The sequence below is a fragment of the Streptomyces sp. DSM 110735 genome, from assembly GCF_016482685.1.
Classification (GTDB): Bacteria; Actinomycetota; Actinomycetes; order Streptomycetales; family Streptomycetaceae; genus Streptomyces.
Map to the genome: position 1 here is coordinate 219,365 of NZ_JACYHF010000001.1, position 14,671 is coordinate 234,035.

10 protein-coding genes are annotated in these 14,671 nt (G+C 68.2%); 4 read left to right on the plus strand and 6 right to left on the minus strand.

Going from position 1 to position 14,671, the window contains the following annotated elements; genetic code table 11:
- Nucleotides 1-23: 23 nt before the first annotated feature.
- Complete coding sequence (locus IF655_RS00990) at nucleotides 24-353, minus strand: hypothetical protein (RefSeq protein ID WP_199581470.1); 330 nt, start codon at nucleotides 351-353, stop codon at nucleotides 24-26.
- Nucleotides 350-1,558: a Shedu anti-phage system protein SduA domain-containing protein gene (locus tag IF655_RS00995; protein ID WP_199581471.1), complete on the minus strand. Its 1,209-nt coding sequence runs from the start codon at nucleotides 1,556-1,558 to the stop codon at nucleotides 350-352. The genes IF655_RS00990 and IF655_RS00995 overlap by 4 nt, the downstream gene beginning before the upstream one ends.
- A gap of 151 nt (nucleotides 1,559-1,709) precedes the next feature.
- On the opposite strand from IF655_RS00995, the gene IF655_RS01000 reads away from it, so the two are divergent.
- The gene (locus IF655_RS01000; RefSeq protein ID WP_199581472.1) at nucleotides 1,710-2,597 is read left to right on the plus strand and encodes a hypothetical protein; all 888 of its coding nucleotides are present in this window, start codon (nucleotides 1,710-1,712) and stop codon (nucleotides 2,595-2,597) included.
- 10 nt (nucleotides 2,598-2,607) lie between these two features.
- Here IF655_RS01000 and IF655_RS01005 read toward each other — a convergent pair whose 3' ends face one another.
- The 3 genes from IF655_RS01005 to IF655_RS01015 form a co-directional block, all read right to left on the minus strand.
- Nucleotides 2,608-3,177 carry a hypothetical protein gene (locus IF655_RS01005; RefSeq protein ID WP_199581473.1) on the minus strand — a complete coding sequence of 190 codons (570 nt, stop codon included), beginning with the start codon at nucleotides 3,175-3,177 and terminating at the stop codon, nucleotides 2,608-2,610.
- A gap of 170 nt (nucleotides 3,178-3,347) precedes the next feature.
- Entirely contained in the window at nucleotides 3,348-4,592 is a 1,245-nt protein-coding gene (locus tag IF655_RS01010) for a hypothetical protein (RefSeq protein ID WP_242488477.1), read from the minus strand.
- A 74-nt stretch (nucleotides 4,593-4,666) separates the two neighbouring features.
- Nucleotides 4,667-6,007, minus strand: coding sequence for a hypothetical protein (locus tag IF655_RS01015; RefSeq protein WP_199581475.1), 1,341 nt, complete (start codon nucleotides 6,005-6,007; stop codon nucleotides 4,667-4,669).
- A 672-nt stretch (nucleotides 6,008-6,679) separates the two neighbouring features.
- Here IF655_RS01015 and IF655_RS01020 point away from each other — a divergent pair.
- On the plus strand, nucleotides 6,680-7,351 hold the full coding sequence (locus IF655_RS01020; RefSeq protein WP_242488478.1) for a class I SAM-dependent methyltransferase: 672 nt from the start codon (nucleotides 6,680-6,682) through the stop codon (nucleotides 7,349-7,351).
- Nucleotides 7,348-8,592 carry a hypothetical protein gene (locus IF655_RS01025; protein WP_199581477.1) on the plus strand — a complete coding sequence of 415 codons (1,245 nt, stop codon included), beginning with the start codon at nucleotides 7,348-7,350 and terminating at the stop codon, nucleotides 8,590-8,592. Before IF655_RS01020 ends, IF655_RS01025 begins: the two co-directional genes overlap by 4 nt.
- A 112-nt stretch (nucleotides 8,593-8,704) precedes the next feature.
- On the opposite strand, the gene IF655_RS01030 is transcribed toward IF655_RS01025, so the two are convergent.
- Nucleotides 8,705-11,122, minus strand: a complete 2,418-nt coding sequence (locus IF655_RS01030) for a tetratricopeptide repeat protein (protein WP_307814833.1) — start codon at nucleotides 11,120-11,122, stop codon at nucleotides 8,705-8,707.
- Nucleotides 11,123-11,314: 192 nt separating this feature from the next.
- Here IF655_RS01030 and IF655_RS01035 point away from each other — a divergent pair, with 192 nt between their 5' ends.
- Nucleotides 11,315-14,386, plus strand: coding sequence for a tetratricopeptide repeat protein (locus IF655_RS01035; RefSeq protein WP_199581478.1), 3,072 nt, complete (start codon nucleotides 11,315-11,317; stop codon nucleotides 14,384-14,386).
- Nucleotides 14,387-14,671 lie beyond the last annotated feature (285 nt).

Here is a 14,671-nt window from a genome sequence, read left to right on the forward strand (position 1 = left end):
GTCGGGTGTTGTCCAGGCCAGTATCAGGAGGCTCGCCCCTGACGCAGATGGCGGGAGGCCGCGAGGCAGGACGACAGCCACGTAGCTTCCGCGCGGTTGATGACCAGGTTGGCGACTGTGATCATTCCGCTCAGTTCGCCGTCGGTGCGTATCGAGTGGTCGCCGACGCGGTACATCTCCCAGCCCGCGTCACTGTGCCAGAGCCGTGCGGTCTTCTCGCCCCGGCGCTGGGCGAAGACGAGTTCCTCGGCGTGCTCGTTCATGAAGTAGCCGACGTAGTCCTTGGTGGTGATCTCGCCTCCGCACAGGCGGGCCAGCAGCGGTTCGATCGCGGGAGGGTTGTCGTCGTTCATGCGGTGGGCTCCTCTTCCGTGTCGGAGTCCTGCCGGGCCGACGAGAGGGCCAGCATGCGGGAGGCCGACTCCAGCAGGGTCTCGTACGTGATCACTTCTATGCGTGACATGTGGGCGTTGTGGGTCCGCAGCGTCTCCGCGATCTCCTGGGCCGTGACGTTCCTCGTCACGTATTTGGGGTGCCCGATGACCACCGTCGCCGAGGCCCGGCGCGTCTCGACGCCATAGCGGGCGAGGATGTCCTGACGGTTCTCGTCCATGGCCCGGAGATAGTTCTGTGCCTGGGAGACCGCGTGGTGTACCGAGGCTCCGAGCATGAGATGACCAGAGGGCCGGATGACCAGGTCTCCGATGTTCGCGCGCTTGAGCTCCACCACGTGAAGGGCACCGTCACCGCGCAGCAACGGAATGTCGAGGATCGTGTCCGGGGTGTACTGACGGCGGGCCAGTTCCGCCACGTAGGCGCCTCCGAAGATCCACTCTTGGTTCTTCAGACAGGCGTGGAGGGCGCTCTCGGAACTGTTCTCGTCATCCACCGCGGCGCGCAGAGCCGCGAGTCCGGCGCGTCTGGCCTTCAGTTCGAGCAGTTGAGCCAGCATCCCGGCATCGACGTCGGCCAGAACCTCGCTCACCATCTGCGCCGTCTCGGCAGAGGCGGGCCGGGGAAGGTTGCGCAGCACCAATTCCATGTGCCCGAACTGCTGAAGCCGCCTCGCCTGCCTCGTGGACAACTGGATGCCGCCCTCGCCGGGCCCGAGATACAGGTGGTCCGCAGACCGGGCGATTCCGCGAAACAGGTCGCGCACGTCGGCGGCCGTGGCATCGGGCTTGTCGCGGCACAGGACGTCGATGGCGGCGACCGCTCTGTCCGCCCCTATGGCGACCATCCCCCGTATGCCGTCCTCACTGTTCCGGCGCGCTTCGTCGTCGTAATAGTTCTCCAGGATCTCCAGGAACAGCTCGCCGTTCGCGTAGGAGGCAAAGCGCTGAAAGCGTTGGGCGAGCGCAAAGTCCTGGTGGAGGATCGCCTCTTGGGCCACGTCCTCCAAGGCGTCCACCAGGGGTCTGCCTTTGCCATAGGTCCTGCGGTCACCCATCAGCCCCAGCACCGCGTCTATACGCTCCCGCACGCCGGTATGTTCGGTCAGCTCGCGTGCCGTCTCCACCATGCGCCAGAGCGTGAACCCGGAACGAAACGTCGTCATGCGCGCGACCCTAGAGCCAGGCACTGACAGAGCCGGTCCGATGCGGTCATCCCTAGTGAGTTCCTGGCAGCTTCTGCACGCCAATATCTGCCGTTTGATCACTACCGGTACCAGGCTTCTGCGCCTCGGTACGAAATGCAATGATCGCCCCATGCAGGACATGGACAGCTCCGGCATGGAGCAGTGGAACGTGGCCGGGCGTGCTGTCCCCATGACACCCTCGCTCGCCTCGGACCTGCTGTCGCGAAAGACCTCCAACCGCCGTCTGTACCGCGGGCATGTGGCAGCGCTGGCGGACAGCATGCTGCGCGGCAACTGGCAGCTCACCCACCAGGGCATCGCCCTCGACGGTCCGTTGGAGACCGGTGGTGTTGTCGACGGCCAACACCGGTTGCACGCCGTCGTGAAGTCGGGAATGACCATTCCCATGATGGTCTTCGAGAACGTCCCCCCTGAGACCTTCCCCGTACTCGACACCGGGCTTCGCCGCAGCGCAGCCGACGCCCTGTCACTGAATGGCGAGAAGGACCCGGCGCTGCTCGCCTCCACCGTGCGCCATGTCCACCTCTACCTGAACTTCCCGACCGAGTCGTGGACCGGATCCCGGGCACGCATGACGAATGACCAGGTCCTGGAGGCTCTTGCCAAGGATCCGGACGGATATCGGCAGGCGGCGTCGATCGGTCGCCAGTTGGGACCGAAGATCTTCATCATCCCCACCGCCGCCGCCGTGGGGTACTACGTCACGGTGGACGCGGGCACACCGCCGAGGCGGGTCGACGAGTGGCTCTCCGGGCTCGCCAGCGGCGCCTTCCTCGGGCCGGGCGACTCACGCCTCGCCCTCCGCAACGCGATCGCGGCGTCCCAGGGCCGCTCCAGCCACCGGCGGAGGTCGACGCGGGTCCAGGCCGGGCTCTACGTCAAGGCGTGGAACTTCTGGCTGGACGGCAGGGAAGTGAGCACCTTGCGGCTGCCGAAGAGCGGCAACCTCCCCCAACCGGTACGGCTCGCCGCCTCGCCGAGGGGCGAGGCACTCTGACCGGAGCCGGTCAGCAGGCACTCCAGTCCGGGCTGTGGCCGACGACTCTCCAGGTGCTCAGGGTGTCCCCGTCCGGCCCGTGACCGTTCGCCCTGCCGGTCACGGCGACGAGGCGCTCCGCGGTGTCCTGCCGAAGTACCTGCCAGAAAGCCTCACCCGCTTCCGGGCCGAGGACGAGATCGCGGAGCAGGTCCCTCTCCGAGGCATCCGGGCAGATGCGGACACGTCCGTCACGAAGGCGTTCCGTCCACGGAGAGCGGTGGACACAGACACGGAACGAGCGCTCCCGGAACGCGTAGCCGAGACCGCGCAGCCACGAGGCGACGGTGGTGACGGGGAGCGGGGCAGCGGCGGCCAGGAGCGTCAACCGGGCCGCCTGTTCCAGCGTGCGCGGGCCGGGGAGGAGACCGTGCCGGTAGAGGCCGTAGCGTCTGTCCCCCGCCCAGCAGAAGCGCGGGTCGCGGTAGAGGAAGGCCGAGGCGGTGCGGCTGGAGATGTCCTTGCCGTATCTGACACGTGCGTGCTGCACCAGCCGGGCCACGGGCTGGGGAAACCCGATCGCGCAGGCGGTGGCGTACAACAGGTCGGAGTTGAGGGGTCCGGTCGGCCCCGTGCAGCCGCACCGGTCCGCTTCCCATGGGCTCAGCGCGGCACCGCACCGAGGACAGGGGGCGCTCCACTGCCGGTGTTCAGCCGGGCCACGCCCGGCATCGCTCCGCTCGCGCACCAGGGTCTCCAGGGTGTACACGGTCAGTCCTGGCTCCAGTCGATGGTGTTCGCGACCCCCGCGATGCGCGCTTCACGGGTCTGGGACGGCACCGGCGGCTCCAGAAACCTGAGGACATCCGGCAGCCCGATGCGCGGCAGGTTCTCAGCAGCCGCTGCCGACACGACGATGTGCGCCTTGCGCAGGACGTCGCGGGGCTTGCGCGCGGACCGGTCGAAGAGACAGGCGATCGCGTCGGAGGTGAACGGAAACAGCTCGTCGCCCTCTTCCCGGACCGTTCCGTCCTTCGTGGCCGCCGCCAGATAGGGCTTGAGGAGCTGAGCCGCCTGGGCGGCGTCCCGCAGCGCGGGCAGCCGGACGGTGCTCTGCCGGTTGGCCTCCGTCAGGTCGAAGGCGGGCAGGTCGGCGAGCGCCCACGCCGTGCCGATCGCCAAGGATGCCCGTGGATGCATGGTCACCACCATGGTGACCATGTCGGCCATCGGCAGCGTCTCCACGAGCACGTCGCGAAACTTCTCCACCTCGAGAACCCGTTTCGCCTTGGCCGTCGTCGTGCTCGCCAGGTCCTCCAACTGGTCGCAGAACACCAGGACGTGCTTCATCCCGGCCGCCGCCGCGAACAGGAGAAAAGTGGCCATGTAGGAAGCGCCGTTGCGGCTGCGCGACATCGGTGTGACGAGCCGCAGATGCTCGACGGCGGGCTCCTTGCTCTCCTCACACAGCGCGACGATGAGCTTGTCGTCCGGCGGACCGAGCGTCCGTCCGCGGATCGACCGGTGCTGGTCCGTGACCACCTTCACCAGATCGCGGACGTCGTCGCTGCCCACACGCTGGACGAGCCGCTCCCGCAGCCGCTCGGCCAGCGGCTTCTCGTCGCCTCCCGAGGAATAGGTGACGGCGTACTCCACCGCGGCGAACAACGCGGCGCCGAGCGACCGTACGTTGGCCGTGTCGAAACCGGTGAGCAGGCAGCAGATCGGGACCTCGGACGCGTCCTCCTCGTCCAGACCGACCTCACGGTACGCCCACGTACCGAAATCCCTGTTCACCTGCCGGGCCAGGTGCTGCATGAGGACAGACTTTCCGAATCCCCGCGCGTCGGAGTCCCCCGGCACGATTCCGACCGACCACAGATAGCCGAACTTGAGTCCGGAATAGGACATGCCGAGGATGAATTTCTCGATCGCCTCCCGAAGTTGCTCGGCGTGCACTCCGGGCTCATAGAGAAGACCGTTCTCCCGGTCGTCCTCGCCTCCGATGCGGGCCATTCCCGTCGACGGGAACGGGTTTTCCCGCATCCGCCATTGCTGCTTGATCCATACGATTCCAGGCTTCGCCGTGCTCACAGGACCCCGACCTCCCGGTGGACCTCGTCGAGGCGCATGACATGGAACACCCGGCGGATGCCCGAGGAGGTTTCCAGGACGAGTGGTCGAGTGGAGGCGGGGGTCCGGGCGTCGGACGCGCCGTCCAGGTGGAGCCGGAAGGGGAGCCCTTCCACGTCGCCGCGGTAGGCGTCGAGCAGTGCCGCGTCGAACTCGTCATCGCTGATGCGCTGTTGCCAGCAGGCTGCCGCCCGGACGCGCCACACGGAGCAGTACTCCGTCCCGCCGCCGGAGCGTTCCGCTTCCTGCTGGCAGATGCGCGGCAGGGCGGCCAGCAGCGACCTGCGCACCCGGCGCCCGACCGACCGCCGGAACGTCGCCTGCGGCCCGCTCCCCGCCACGGCTCCGGTGGCCCAGATGCGCAGGGCAGCGGGACCCGGCGTGTAGTAGCTGAAGTTGGCCAGACCCATGAACCGGGTCCAGCGGCGCAGCAGTTCGTGGCTGATGTAGTCCATGGGACAGCCGCTCGCCGTGAAGGCGAGCCGTACCGCCGCCTCCTCGCAGAACGAGGCGATCCGCTTGGCCGTCAGCGCGGGTGGGGGCTTGACCGCTCGCCCCGATACCACCTGTTCGTCGACTGTGCCCCGCGCGCGCTTCGCCTCGTCCGCGCGGCGCTGCGCCTCCCACCGCGTGATACGCGTCTCGGCCCGTCGCACGGCGGCGGTCACGTAGTCGCGAACGGCGGACTCGGCCGCTTCGGGTTCGGCCTTCCAGCCCAGACCGCCCTGGTGGAGACATTCCGTCACATGCCTGACGAAGGCGCGCAGGAATTCAGGGGCACCGCTGTAGGAGGCGCCCTCCCAGCGGAGCAGCGGGATGGTGAGCTGATCCGACTCGCTGTCCGGCCGGGCCCCGGTCACCCGCAGGAAGCCTTCGAACTGGGGGTGAGCATCGATCAGTTCGCCTACCAGGACGTTGTAACCGGCGCGTACGTCCCGACTGACCGACTCCGTCCACTCGCGGCCCCGCCCGGTCAGTTCGAAGACGACGTGGGCGTGCGCGTACGCGGATCGCGGTGACGAGGGCAGCACATGGCGCTCGACCCACCCCAGCCGCATCAGCTCCTTGAGGACATCCACGGTGTTGTGCACATGGCACCTGTGATCGGCACGCTGCGCCGCCCACTTGCCGGAGTCGAAGGATCCGTCGAGGTCCGTCTGGCGGGCGATGCGTTCGGCGCGGTCCACCATCGCGACCCGGATCTGCTCGAAGGAGTCACCCCGCGCCACGGCCAGCGCCGCAGTCTCGATGTAGGCAAGCTCCTGAAGGCGGGGAATTCCCGCCCCACCAACACTCATGGCGTCTTTTCGGGCCGTGTGGGCCAGTCGCAGGATACGCGCACCGTGTGTCCTTTCCCGAGTTGCTCAGGTCTCCTCGCCGGAACGGAGTGCACAGAGCCTGAATCCGGCGCCCGAGGGTCCGTCCGGGCTCTTTCAATCCGGCCAACAGAGGGAAAGCGCTCTCATGGCCCATGAAACATCCGTCGCGAACTTTATCGAGGATGCCGCCCGGCAAACCGCAGTGAAACGCGACCTCATTGCCTAAAGTCATCCTGCGTTCGGTCGACCACCGGAACGAAAGCGCGAATTCCCCGCGCCGAGGCCGGGACGGTCACGCACGCGCCGAGGGGCCCGGCTCGCCGACGGCCACCACCCATGTGTCCTCTCCCGGGCATCCCCATGCCCGGGACGACCCTTCGGACAGGAGAGGTCATGCAGCTCACCGCACCCCGTCGCCGGGCCGCCGCCGAGCGGTGCGCGCCGAGCCTCCGGCGGCGCGCACTCCGGTGCCGGACAACAGCACTCTCACACTCGCCCCTGGAGCCGACCGTGATCGAACGATCCTCTCCCTGGTACGCCTACGCGACGCACGCACCGAAGCCGCCCCCGGGACCAGGCGCGGTCCCGACGCGATTCGAATGGGGTACGTCTCCAGGGACCGGCCCCGGCGCGGCCGCGTTCGGGCGGAGTATGCGCGGCCATCGGGTGCTCGAACTGGGCTGCGGACAGGGCCACAACGCAGCCCACCTGGCCGGAGTCCAAGCGGCTCGGGTCGTGGCGATCGACCCCGTCGACCTCCAGATCCGACGTGCCCGCGAGCGGTACGGCCATCTGGCGGATGCCACGTTCCTCACCTGTGACGCCCTGCGCTATCTCGGGCGCCGGACCGTGCGGTTCGACGCCGTCTACTCCGTTTTCGGCGCTGTGGGACTGGTTGCCCCGGACCTGCTGCTGCCGGCGATCGCCCGGGTTCTCCGTCCACACGGCCTGCTCGTGTTCTCCGTCCCTCATCCCCGCCGGTCCGGGCGGCCCTTCGAGAGCGGCGGGGGTCCGCGCTGGGACGCGCTCCACCTGTCCGACGGCACCTGGCATCCCGTGGTCCGGTGGGAGCTGGCCGTCGGGCAGTGGCAGCAGGCCCTCCTCCGTTCCGGGCTGCGCCCGCTCGGCGCGCGGGAGCTGGGTGACCCGCGTCGAGCGGGGGTCACCACGCTCATGGTCCGGGCGCGCAAGTCCGCTGCCCCGTGGACGCCGACGGGCAGCGGACAAGGACGCTGCAAGGAGGCTGCAAGGAAAGTGCCGTATCCCCCGGGAAAGACCCGGTCAACCGCTGTACACACCGATGAGCGACGGGGGATCGCATGACGGTCGGAACCACGAGACACGCACTGATCGAGCAAGGGCACTGGCTCACCGTGCGGAACTGCAAACGGGTGCTGGTGGTCGTCCACACCATGACGTTCGCGCAGCGCCTTCGGGAGGTCTTCGAGCTGCTGGAGGCCGACTTCCGTATCCAGATGGTCTTCACGGCCGCGCCGCACGCGTTCGGCCTCGGAGTCGCGCAGTACCTGGAGGGTCTGGGCATCACATCCATCCCCTGGGAGGAGGCGCGGCGTTCCGAGTTCGATCTGGCGCTGGTCGCCGGTTCCCGCGGGGTGCACGAGCTGCGCGCACCGGTCGTGCGCATCTCGCACGGGGCCGGTCACATCAAGCTGCTCACCGACACCACGATGCTGGCGCCCGGTGAGCGACGCTGGCCGGGCATGCTGAGCCGCCAGCACCTCCTGCACGGGGACCGCGTGGTCCCCACGGCGATCGCCTACGCGCACGAGCGCGATCTGGCGGACCTCAGGGCCTCCTGCCCCGAAGCCCTTCCGGCGGCACACGTGGTGGGTGACCCGTGTGTCGATCGCATCCTCGCCGCCAGGTCCTGGCGGAAGCGCTACCGCCGGGCGCTGGGCATCACACCGGGGCAGCGTCTGGTCGTCATCAACTCGACGTGGGGAGCCACCTCCACTTTCGGACAACTGGGCTCCCTGCTACCCCACTTGGTGAGCCGGTCGCTGGGCGACGGCTACCGGGTCGCCCTGCTGATCCACCCGAACGTCTTCGCCGGGCACGGCAGATGGCAGGTACGCGGCTGGCTGGCCTCGTGCAGCCGGAGCGGGGTCGCGATCGTGCCGCCGGAGGCGGACTGGCAGTCCCTTCTCGTCGCGGCCGACTGGGTGCTCGGTGACCATGGGTCTCTGACCGCATACGGTTCGCTGACCGAGGCCACCGTACTGCTCACCCCGGGACCGAAACGGGAGATCTCGGCGTCCTCCCCGGCAGCGTTGCTGGCCGCCGCGGCGCCCGTGATCTCTCCAGCGCATCCGCTGACCGATCAGTTGGAATACGCGGCACGGGTCCGCCGCCCAGGGCAGTACGACCGGGTGGCGGCAGCGCTGTCCTCGGTGCCGGGGCAGTTCCACCGGAGAATGCGTTCGCTCCTCTATCGCCTGCTCGGACTGAGCGAGCCCGCCCATCCGCCCGCTGTCACCCCTCTTCCCGCGCCGCCGCCGCTGGAGCAGTGGGTGGCCGCACCGGCGCGGGAGGAAGTGGGATGAGAAAGAAACGGTGAGGCGGAAGCTCCAGGTGGTACGTCGCCAATGACGGTCGGCGTGCCCCTCGTCCGTCGGCGTGCGGGTCTCCGTCGTGCCGGAGACCCGCACGCCGACTTCACAGTCGGCCCAGTCGGTCGTCCAGCCGGTGCGCGTCGCCGGGGTTCAGTCTGCGGAAGAGATCACGGGCGGCTTCGTAGTGGCGACCCGCTTCCGCTCGATCGCCCCTCGACTCGGCCGCCGCTCCGAGCAGTTCCAGGCAACGCCCTTCCCACAGCTCGGAACGCGCGTCACCCACGCGAAACCCCTCCAGCGCGTGCCGCAGCCGTCGGGTGCCTTCGTCATGATCCTGGTGCAGACAGAGCGCCTGGCCGAGGAGGGCCAGTACCCGGGTCGCCTCGTACGTCTCGCCCAGCGCCGCCAGTTCGCGGTGTGCCTGATCGAAATGGCGAATCGCACCAGCGGGATCTCCGGCCGCCAGGGCCGTTTCGCCGAGACGCCCCCTGGACAGCGCGACCCCGCGTACGTAGCCGATCGCCTCACGGAGCCGTAGCGCCTCCTCGAAGTGATCACGAGCGTCGTCGAGCCGGTGATCGAGAAGACTGATGTGACCCAGCCCGTTGAGGGCTTGCGCCTGCTGCCGTGTGTCGCCGTCGGCCGTGGCCATCCCGAGTGCCTGCCTATACCACTGGGCCGCCTCTGTGTACTCCCCCGCATCGCGGAGACCGATCGCACCCGAGGTGAGCATGCGGCCCGCGCCCGGCCGGGACCCGCTTCGGAGTGCCGCATCGAAGCCGAGCCGATGAGCCTCGATCCACATCTGCGAGGGCCGAAACCGTAGGAACAGGCTCCACATGACGTCCGTCAGACGCCAGCAGCGATCGTGCCAGCCCGCCCGGGCACAGTGCCGGACAGCTCCCATCAGGGCGTTGCGTCGTGTGTCCAGCCAGGTCAGGGCCTGTTCCGGGCCATCGAGCGGAGTGGGCTCGACCGCGTGGAGGAGGTCGTCGTGCCCCGGCAGCCGATGGCTGGGGGAAAGGATGCTCTCCGCGACAGCGGCGGTGGCCAGGCACCAGTCCACGAACCGGCGCATGGTGCGGTCCTGCTGCCCGGCGTCCTCCCCCTCCTCGCCGAGCCGCCGGGCATGCGACCGTACGAGATCGTGGAATCCGTATGTCTCCGAGGCGGTCTCCTCCACGAGATTCGCTTCCACGAGCATGTGCGCGGCGATGTCGACCGTGCCTGCGGACGCGTCCGCGTGGTGCGGATCGTCGTCGATGGCGGCCAGCAGACCGAAGTCGTAGTGGTCGACCGGCAGCAGCCCCATCCGGCGGTAGAGCCTGGCGGGCGCTGGTGGCAACAGGTCGTACGACATGTCCAATGCCGCGTGCATCACGGCCTCGCCGTCCAGTCGCAAGGCGTCGAGGGCCCCTCGTCCTTCGGAAAGGTGCCGGGCGAGCGCGGACACGGAGCGATGCGGGCGGAGGGCGAGCTGGGCGGATGCGAGACCCACCGCCAAGGGCAGTCGACCGCACAGTGCGACCACTTCGCGCGCGGCGGCAAGCTCCTCCGCGACGCGCGCACCGCCTCCCACGGCGAGCAGGTCGAGAGCCGACTGCTCCGGAAGACCGGCCAGCCGGTGCACGGACGCCCCCTCGATACGTAACCCGCTGAGGTCGCTCCTGCTGGTCACCACAGTGAGTGCGGACGCGGAACTCAGCAGCAGCGGACGTACCTGAGCGGCCGAAACCGCGTCGTCCAGCAGGACGGCCAGCCGCAGTTCCGCGGTCAGGGACCGCCACAGGGCGGAGCGTTGTGACAAGTCAGGCGGTATCGCGGCGACTCCGAGCGCTACCAGGAACGCCTCCAGAACCGTCATGGCCGATACGGGACCACTCCCGGCCGACGCGTGGGCTCTCAGATCGGCATGGAGCTGGCCGTCGGGAAACTCATCGGCGTGCGCGTGCAGCCAGCGCGAGGCGAGCGTGGTCTTTCCGGCACCGGCGAGTCCGCAGACGGCCAGAACCTGTGGGACGTACGACGGGTGCCGGGCACGCAGCGCGTCGAGAGTGCGCAGGTCCTGTTCACGGCCGACGAAATGAGCGGTGAGCGGCGGCAGTTGTCGTGGCGAGGGAACGCGTGACCGGGTCGGCCGGGGCACCGGGTAGAAGTGGATGCCGCCGTGGATGTCGCGGGACTGCACGCTGGGCCCGTGGAGTGATGCCTGATCGCCGATGGTGTTCAGGGTGCCGGTGGACTGCGCGGCACGGGTATCGGGACGCGTCGCATGGCGAGCGAGCCAGTCCGTCACCGCGGTGTCCGTCTCGGTGTCGCACAAGGCCAGCACATGCAGAAGACGAGCCAGTTGACACCACGCGGGTGATGCTCCGACCGGACCGACGTCCTGAGGCGGCCAGAGACCCGCCAGCCTCGCGTCCGAACGGCCGGCGATCCGTACGACGTGAGCCAGCTCTTGCCACGCGGCGGACCGCGGATCATCCGCGCATGCGGCCATGGCCGACAGCAGTGCGTCCACCCTGTCCGGTTCCGGAGTGCACACGGCGCCTTCCCTTTCCCGGGCGACCTCACCGCGGACAGTAGACGAAAGAAACAGCTCGTTTATCGGTCAATTTCGCGATTGCGCAGCCCACATATAGCCAGCATAAACAGGTTCATGACACGCTCGAATGCCCGGCCAGCACAGGCCCTACCGGCGGGAGGAACGCTGGTGGACTTCGAGATCAGGCTCTCAGGATCGGTCGACATACGGGTCGCCGGCCGGCGAAGTCATCTTGGCTCCACCAAGACGCGGCTGGCGCTGGCCGCCCTGGCCTGGGACGCGGGCCGGACCGTGAGTGTGGACAGCCTGATCCACCGCATCTGGGACGAACATCCGCCGGTCAAGGCCCGGGAAGCGCTGCATGTCCATGTGTCGCGGATTCGCCGGGCCCTGCGCATCGCCCTGGGCGAGGCCCCGACGATCGTCAGCCGGACGAACTCCTACGTGCTGCATGTGGACCCCGACCGAGTGGATCTGCGGGCCTACACGAGCTGTGTCGATCAGGCGCGTGCGCTGAAGGGCAGCGCCGACGACGAAGCCGCGTTCCGATTACTCGGCCGGGCGGACGCTCTCTGGCGCGGCGAACCGCTTGCCGGGATCTCCGGCTCCTGGCCCGACCATCTCCGCTCCACCGTCGCGGAGACCAGCCTCATCGCCGCCATGACCCGTGCGGAACTCCTCATGGACGCGGGCAGATTCACGGAAGCCGTACCGGTCCTCGTTCCGCTGACCGCCGGCCACCCCGCCGACGAGGCGCTGGCCGCGCTCCTGGCCGTAGCTCTCCACGGCAGCAGCCGGACGGCCGACGCCACCCGGCTGCTGCAACGCACGCGGCAGCGCGTCATCCGGGACATCGGCCTGGACGCCGGGCACCGGCTCCACCGGATCCAGGAAGGGATCCTGTCCGGCTCGACGGCGGCGGCACTGCACGAGCTGGGCACCGGCAGGAAGGCCGCCGCCCGGCCGCGGCGCGCGGTGCCGGACAACCTGCCGCGCGACGTTCCCTGGATCGGCCGACGGGACGAATTGCGACGGCTCGGCTCGGCGTTGTCCGAAGGCGGTGGCGGCTCGGGGGCGGTGGTCACCGTCGAGGCGATCGAGGGGATGGGCGGGGTCGGCAAGACCTCCCTGGCCGTGCATCTCGCGCATCAGATGCGCGACCGCTACCCGGACGGCTGCTGCTTCGTCCGTCTGGGCGACCACTCACCCGACCGTGCGAGTACCTCCCCCGACCGCGCGCTCACCACGCTGCTGCGCTTACTGGGCGTCGACGGCAAGGAGCTGCCGCACGACACGGACGAACTGATCGCGCTGTGGCGCTCCATGGCCCGGAACCGGCGGATGCTGGTGATCCTGGACGACGCCGCGGACTCCGACCAGGTCCGACCGCTGCTGCCCGGGGATTCCCCGACGGCCGTGGTGGTGACCAGCAGAAGGCGGCTTCCCGGGATGCCGGGCGTCAGACCGCTCACGCTCGGCGTGCTCCCTCGCGACGACGCGATCGCACTGTTCGTGCGGCGGCTGGGGACACGCAGCCGGACCAAGGAATCGGAGATCGCGGACATCGTCCGTATCTGCGGACACTTGCCCCTGGCGATCGAGATAGCCGCCAGCCGTCTGCTCGCGCGGCCGTCCTGGACCACAACCGATCTGCTGGACCGACTGGCCGCCGACGGTGCGCACGTGGCTGAACTCCGCGACGGCGAAAGGACGATGGAGCATGTCTTCGCTCTGTCGTACCGGGCGCTGACCGACGAGCAGCAACTGGTCTTCCGGCGACTCGGCCTGCACGTCGGAACGGAATTCGGCCCCCATGCGGTGGCGGCGCTGACCGGCCTGTCGCCTCGCGCAGCCGAACGAATCCTGGAGGAACTTCTCACCCAGCACCTGGTTTCGGAGCCTTCCCCCCATCGTTTCACCATGCACGATCTTTTGCGGAGATACGCAAGATCGCTGATCGATAACGACAGAATCGAACCAGCGGAACAGGCCCGGGCGGCCACGGAGCGCATGACGGACTTTTACGTGCGGGCAGCGGACCGCGCCGACCGTCTGGCGCACCCGTACCGCTCACGCATGACCTTGGACTCGACCCCCCTCAGCGCGCTCCCCGAGATCGCCGACGCCCGCGCCGCGGAACACTGGCTGAGCATCGAGGGTGCCAACCTTCTGGATACGCTGGGATGGATAACTCAGAACGGTTCTGAACGGCAACTTGCAGTCTGTATACATGTTTTGACCGAGTTCCTCGACATGCAAGGACATCTCGCCATGGCGGAGCCTCTCCTGCGACGGGCCGCCGACCACTGGAGCACGACCCACGACCGTACGGCCCAGGTCAAAGCCCTGCTCGACCTCAGCATCGCGCGGAGCCACCGCTCCCGCTACGAGGAGGCGATCGCGGCCGCGCGCGAGGCACTGGAGCTGGCGCGCTCCCTGTCGGACCCGGAACTGGAGAGCGAATGCGTGCACCAGCTCTCCATCCCGCTCTGGCAGACAGGGCAGTACGCGCTCGTCCAATCTCTCCAGAAGACGTTATTGAATTCCCTGTCGCAAACAGGCGAAGAGTTACACATGGCGCGCAGCTACAACTTCCTGGGCATCACACATCTGCACCTCGCCGACAATGACGCGGCACTGGAATTCTTCACCATCGCCCTGGAGAAGTTCACGGGCGTCAATAATGAGCGCGGAATATTCAACACCCTGAACAATCTGGGGGAACTCTCCACACGACTGGGAGATCTCGAAGCCGCCGAGCGCGCCTACCGGAAAGCGATTTCCATCGCTTCGGAGAGGTCCGACAAAAGGGAGTGCGCCACGCTGCAGATGAATTTGGCGAACGCCCTCGTCGGTCTTGGCAGATCAGATGAAGCTCTCGCTCTCCTCGAAGATAGCCTCGAGGTCCTGCGCGCGGTGGGGGATGCACGGGGTGAGGCCATCGCCCTCAACGGGATGGGCCGGGCGCACCGCGCGGCAGGACGCAGCGAGCAGGCTCTGCCGCTGCACATCGCGGCACTCTCCGTGGCCCGGCGCATCAACGCCGTCGGCGAGGTGGCCGAGATCGCGTACGACGCGGCGCAGGCCGAGCGGGACACCGGCCGGGTGGAACAAGCCGTGGTGCATTCGACGGAAAGCTGGACAATCAGCACGGCTATTGGAGCCGCAGCCGAGGCGGAGCGCGCCTTGCGGATGCTGACTGCTCTGCGCGAAGCGCCGGAACGACGGCACGGCAGTTGAGAGCCCATTATCGACTGGCTGTAGATTCTACGCGCGTGGGTCGCTCCTGACGGGAGCCTGGTGTACAAACGATCACCACAGAGCTGATCACTGGCGTCTCGGCGCCTCTTCAGCCACACCCACCCAGAAATGCCGACCAGTCACCTAGGGAAAAATGCGCACCATATCCGAGATCGCCACCTTTACCTGCATGGCTTTTCTCTTCACAGATTACCTTTCGCCAATTATTTCCCTCGCATAGCTTCGGTGGCCAGTAGCGAAATGTCCGTGGGCGGCTCGCTACTG

What these genes read in the sequence shown, in the direction of transcription:
- IF655_RS00990 (WP_199581470.1), bottom strand. Translation starts at nt 353, where the DNA reads ATGAACGACGACAACCCTCCCGCGATCGAACCGCTGCTGGCCCGCCTG.
- IF655_RS00995 (WP_199581471.1), bottom strand. Translation starts at nt 1,558, where the DNA reads ATGACGACGTTTCGTTCCGGGTTCACGCTCTGGCGCATGGTGGAGACG.
- IF655_RS01000 (WP_199581472.1), top strand. Translation starts at nt 1,710, where the DNA reads ATGCAGGACATGGACAGCTCCGGCATGGAGCAGTGGAACGTGGCCGGG.
- IF655_RS01010 (WP_242488477.1), bottom strand. Translation starts at nt 4,592, where the DNA reads ATGGCCCGCATCGGAGGCGAGGACGACCGGGAGAACGGTCTTCTCTAT.
- IF655_RS01015 (WP_199581475.1), bottom strand. Translation starts at nt 6,007, where the DNA reads ATGAGTGTTGGTGGGGCGGGAATTCCCCGCCTTCAGGAGCTTGCCTAC.
- IF655_RS01020 (WP_242488478.1), top strand. Translation starts at nt 6,680, where the DNA reads ATGCGCGGCCATCGGGTGCTCGAACTGGGCTGCGGACAGGGCCACAAC.
- IF655_RS01025 (WP_199581477.1), top strand. Translation starts at nt 7,348, where the DNA reads ATGACGGTCGGAACCACGAGACACGCACTGATCGAGCAAGGGCACTGG.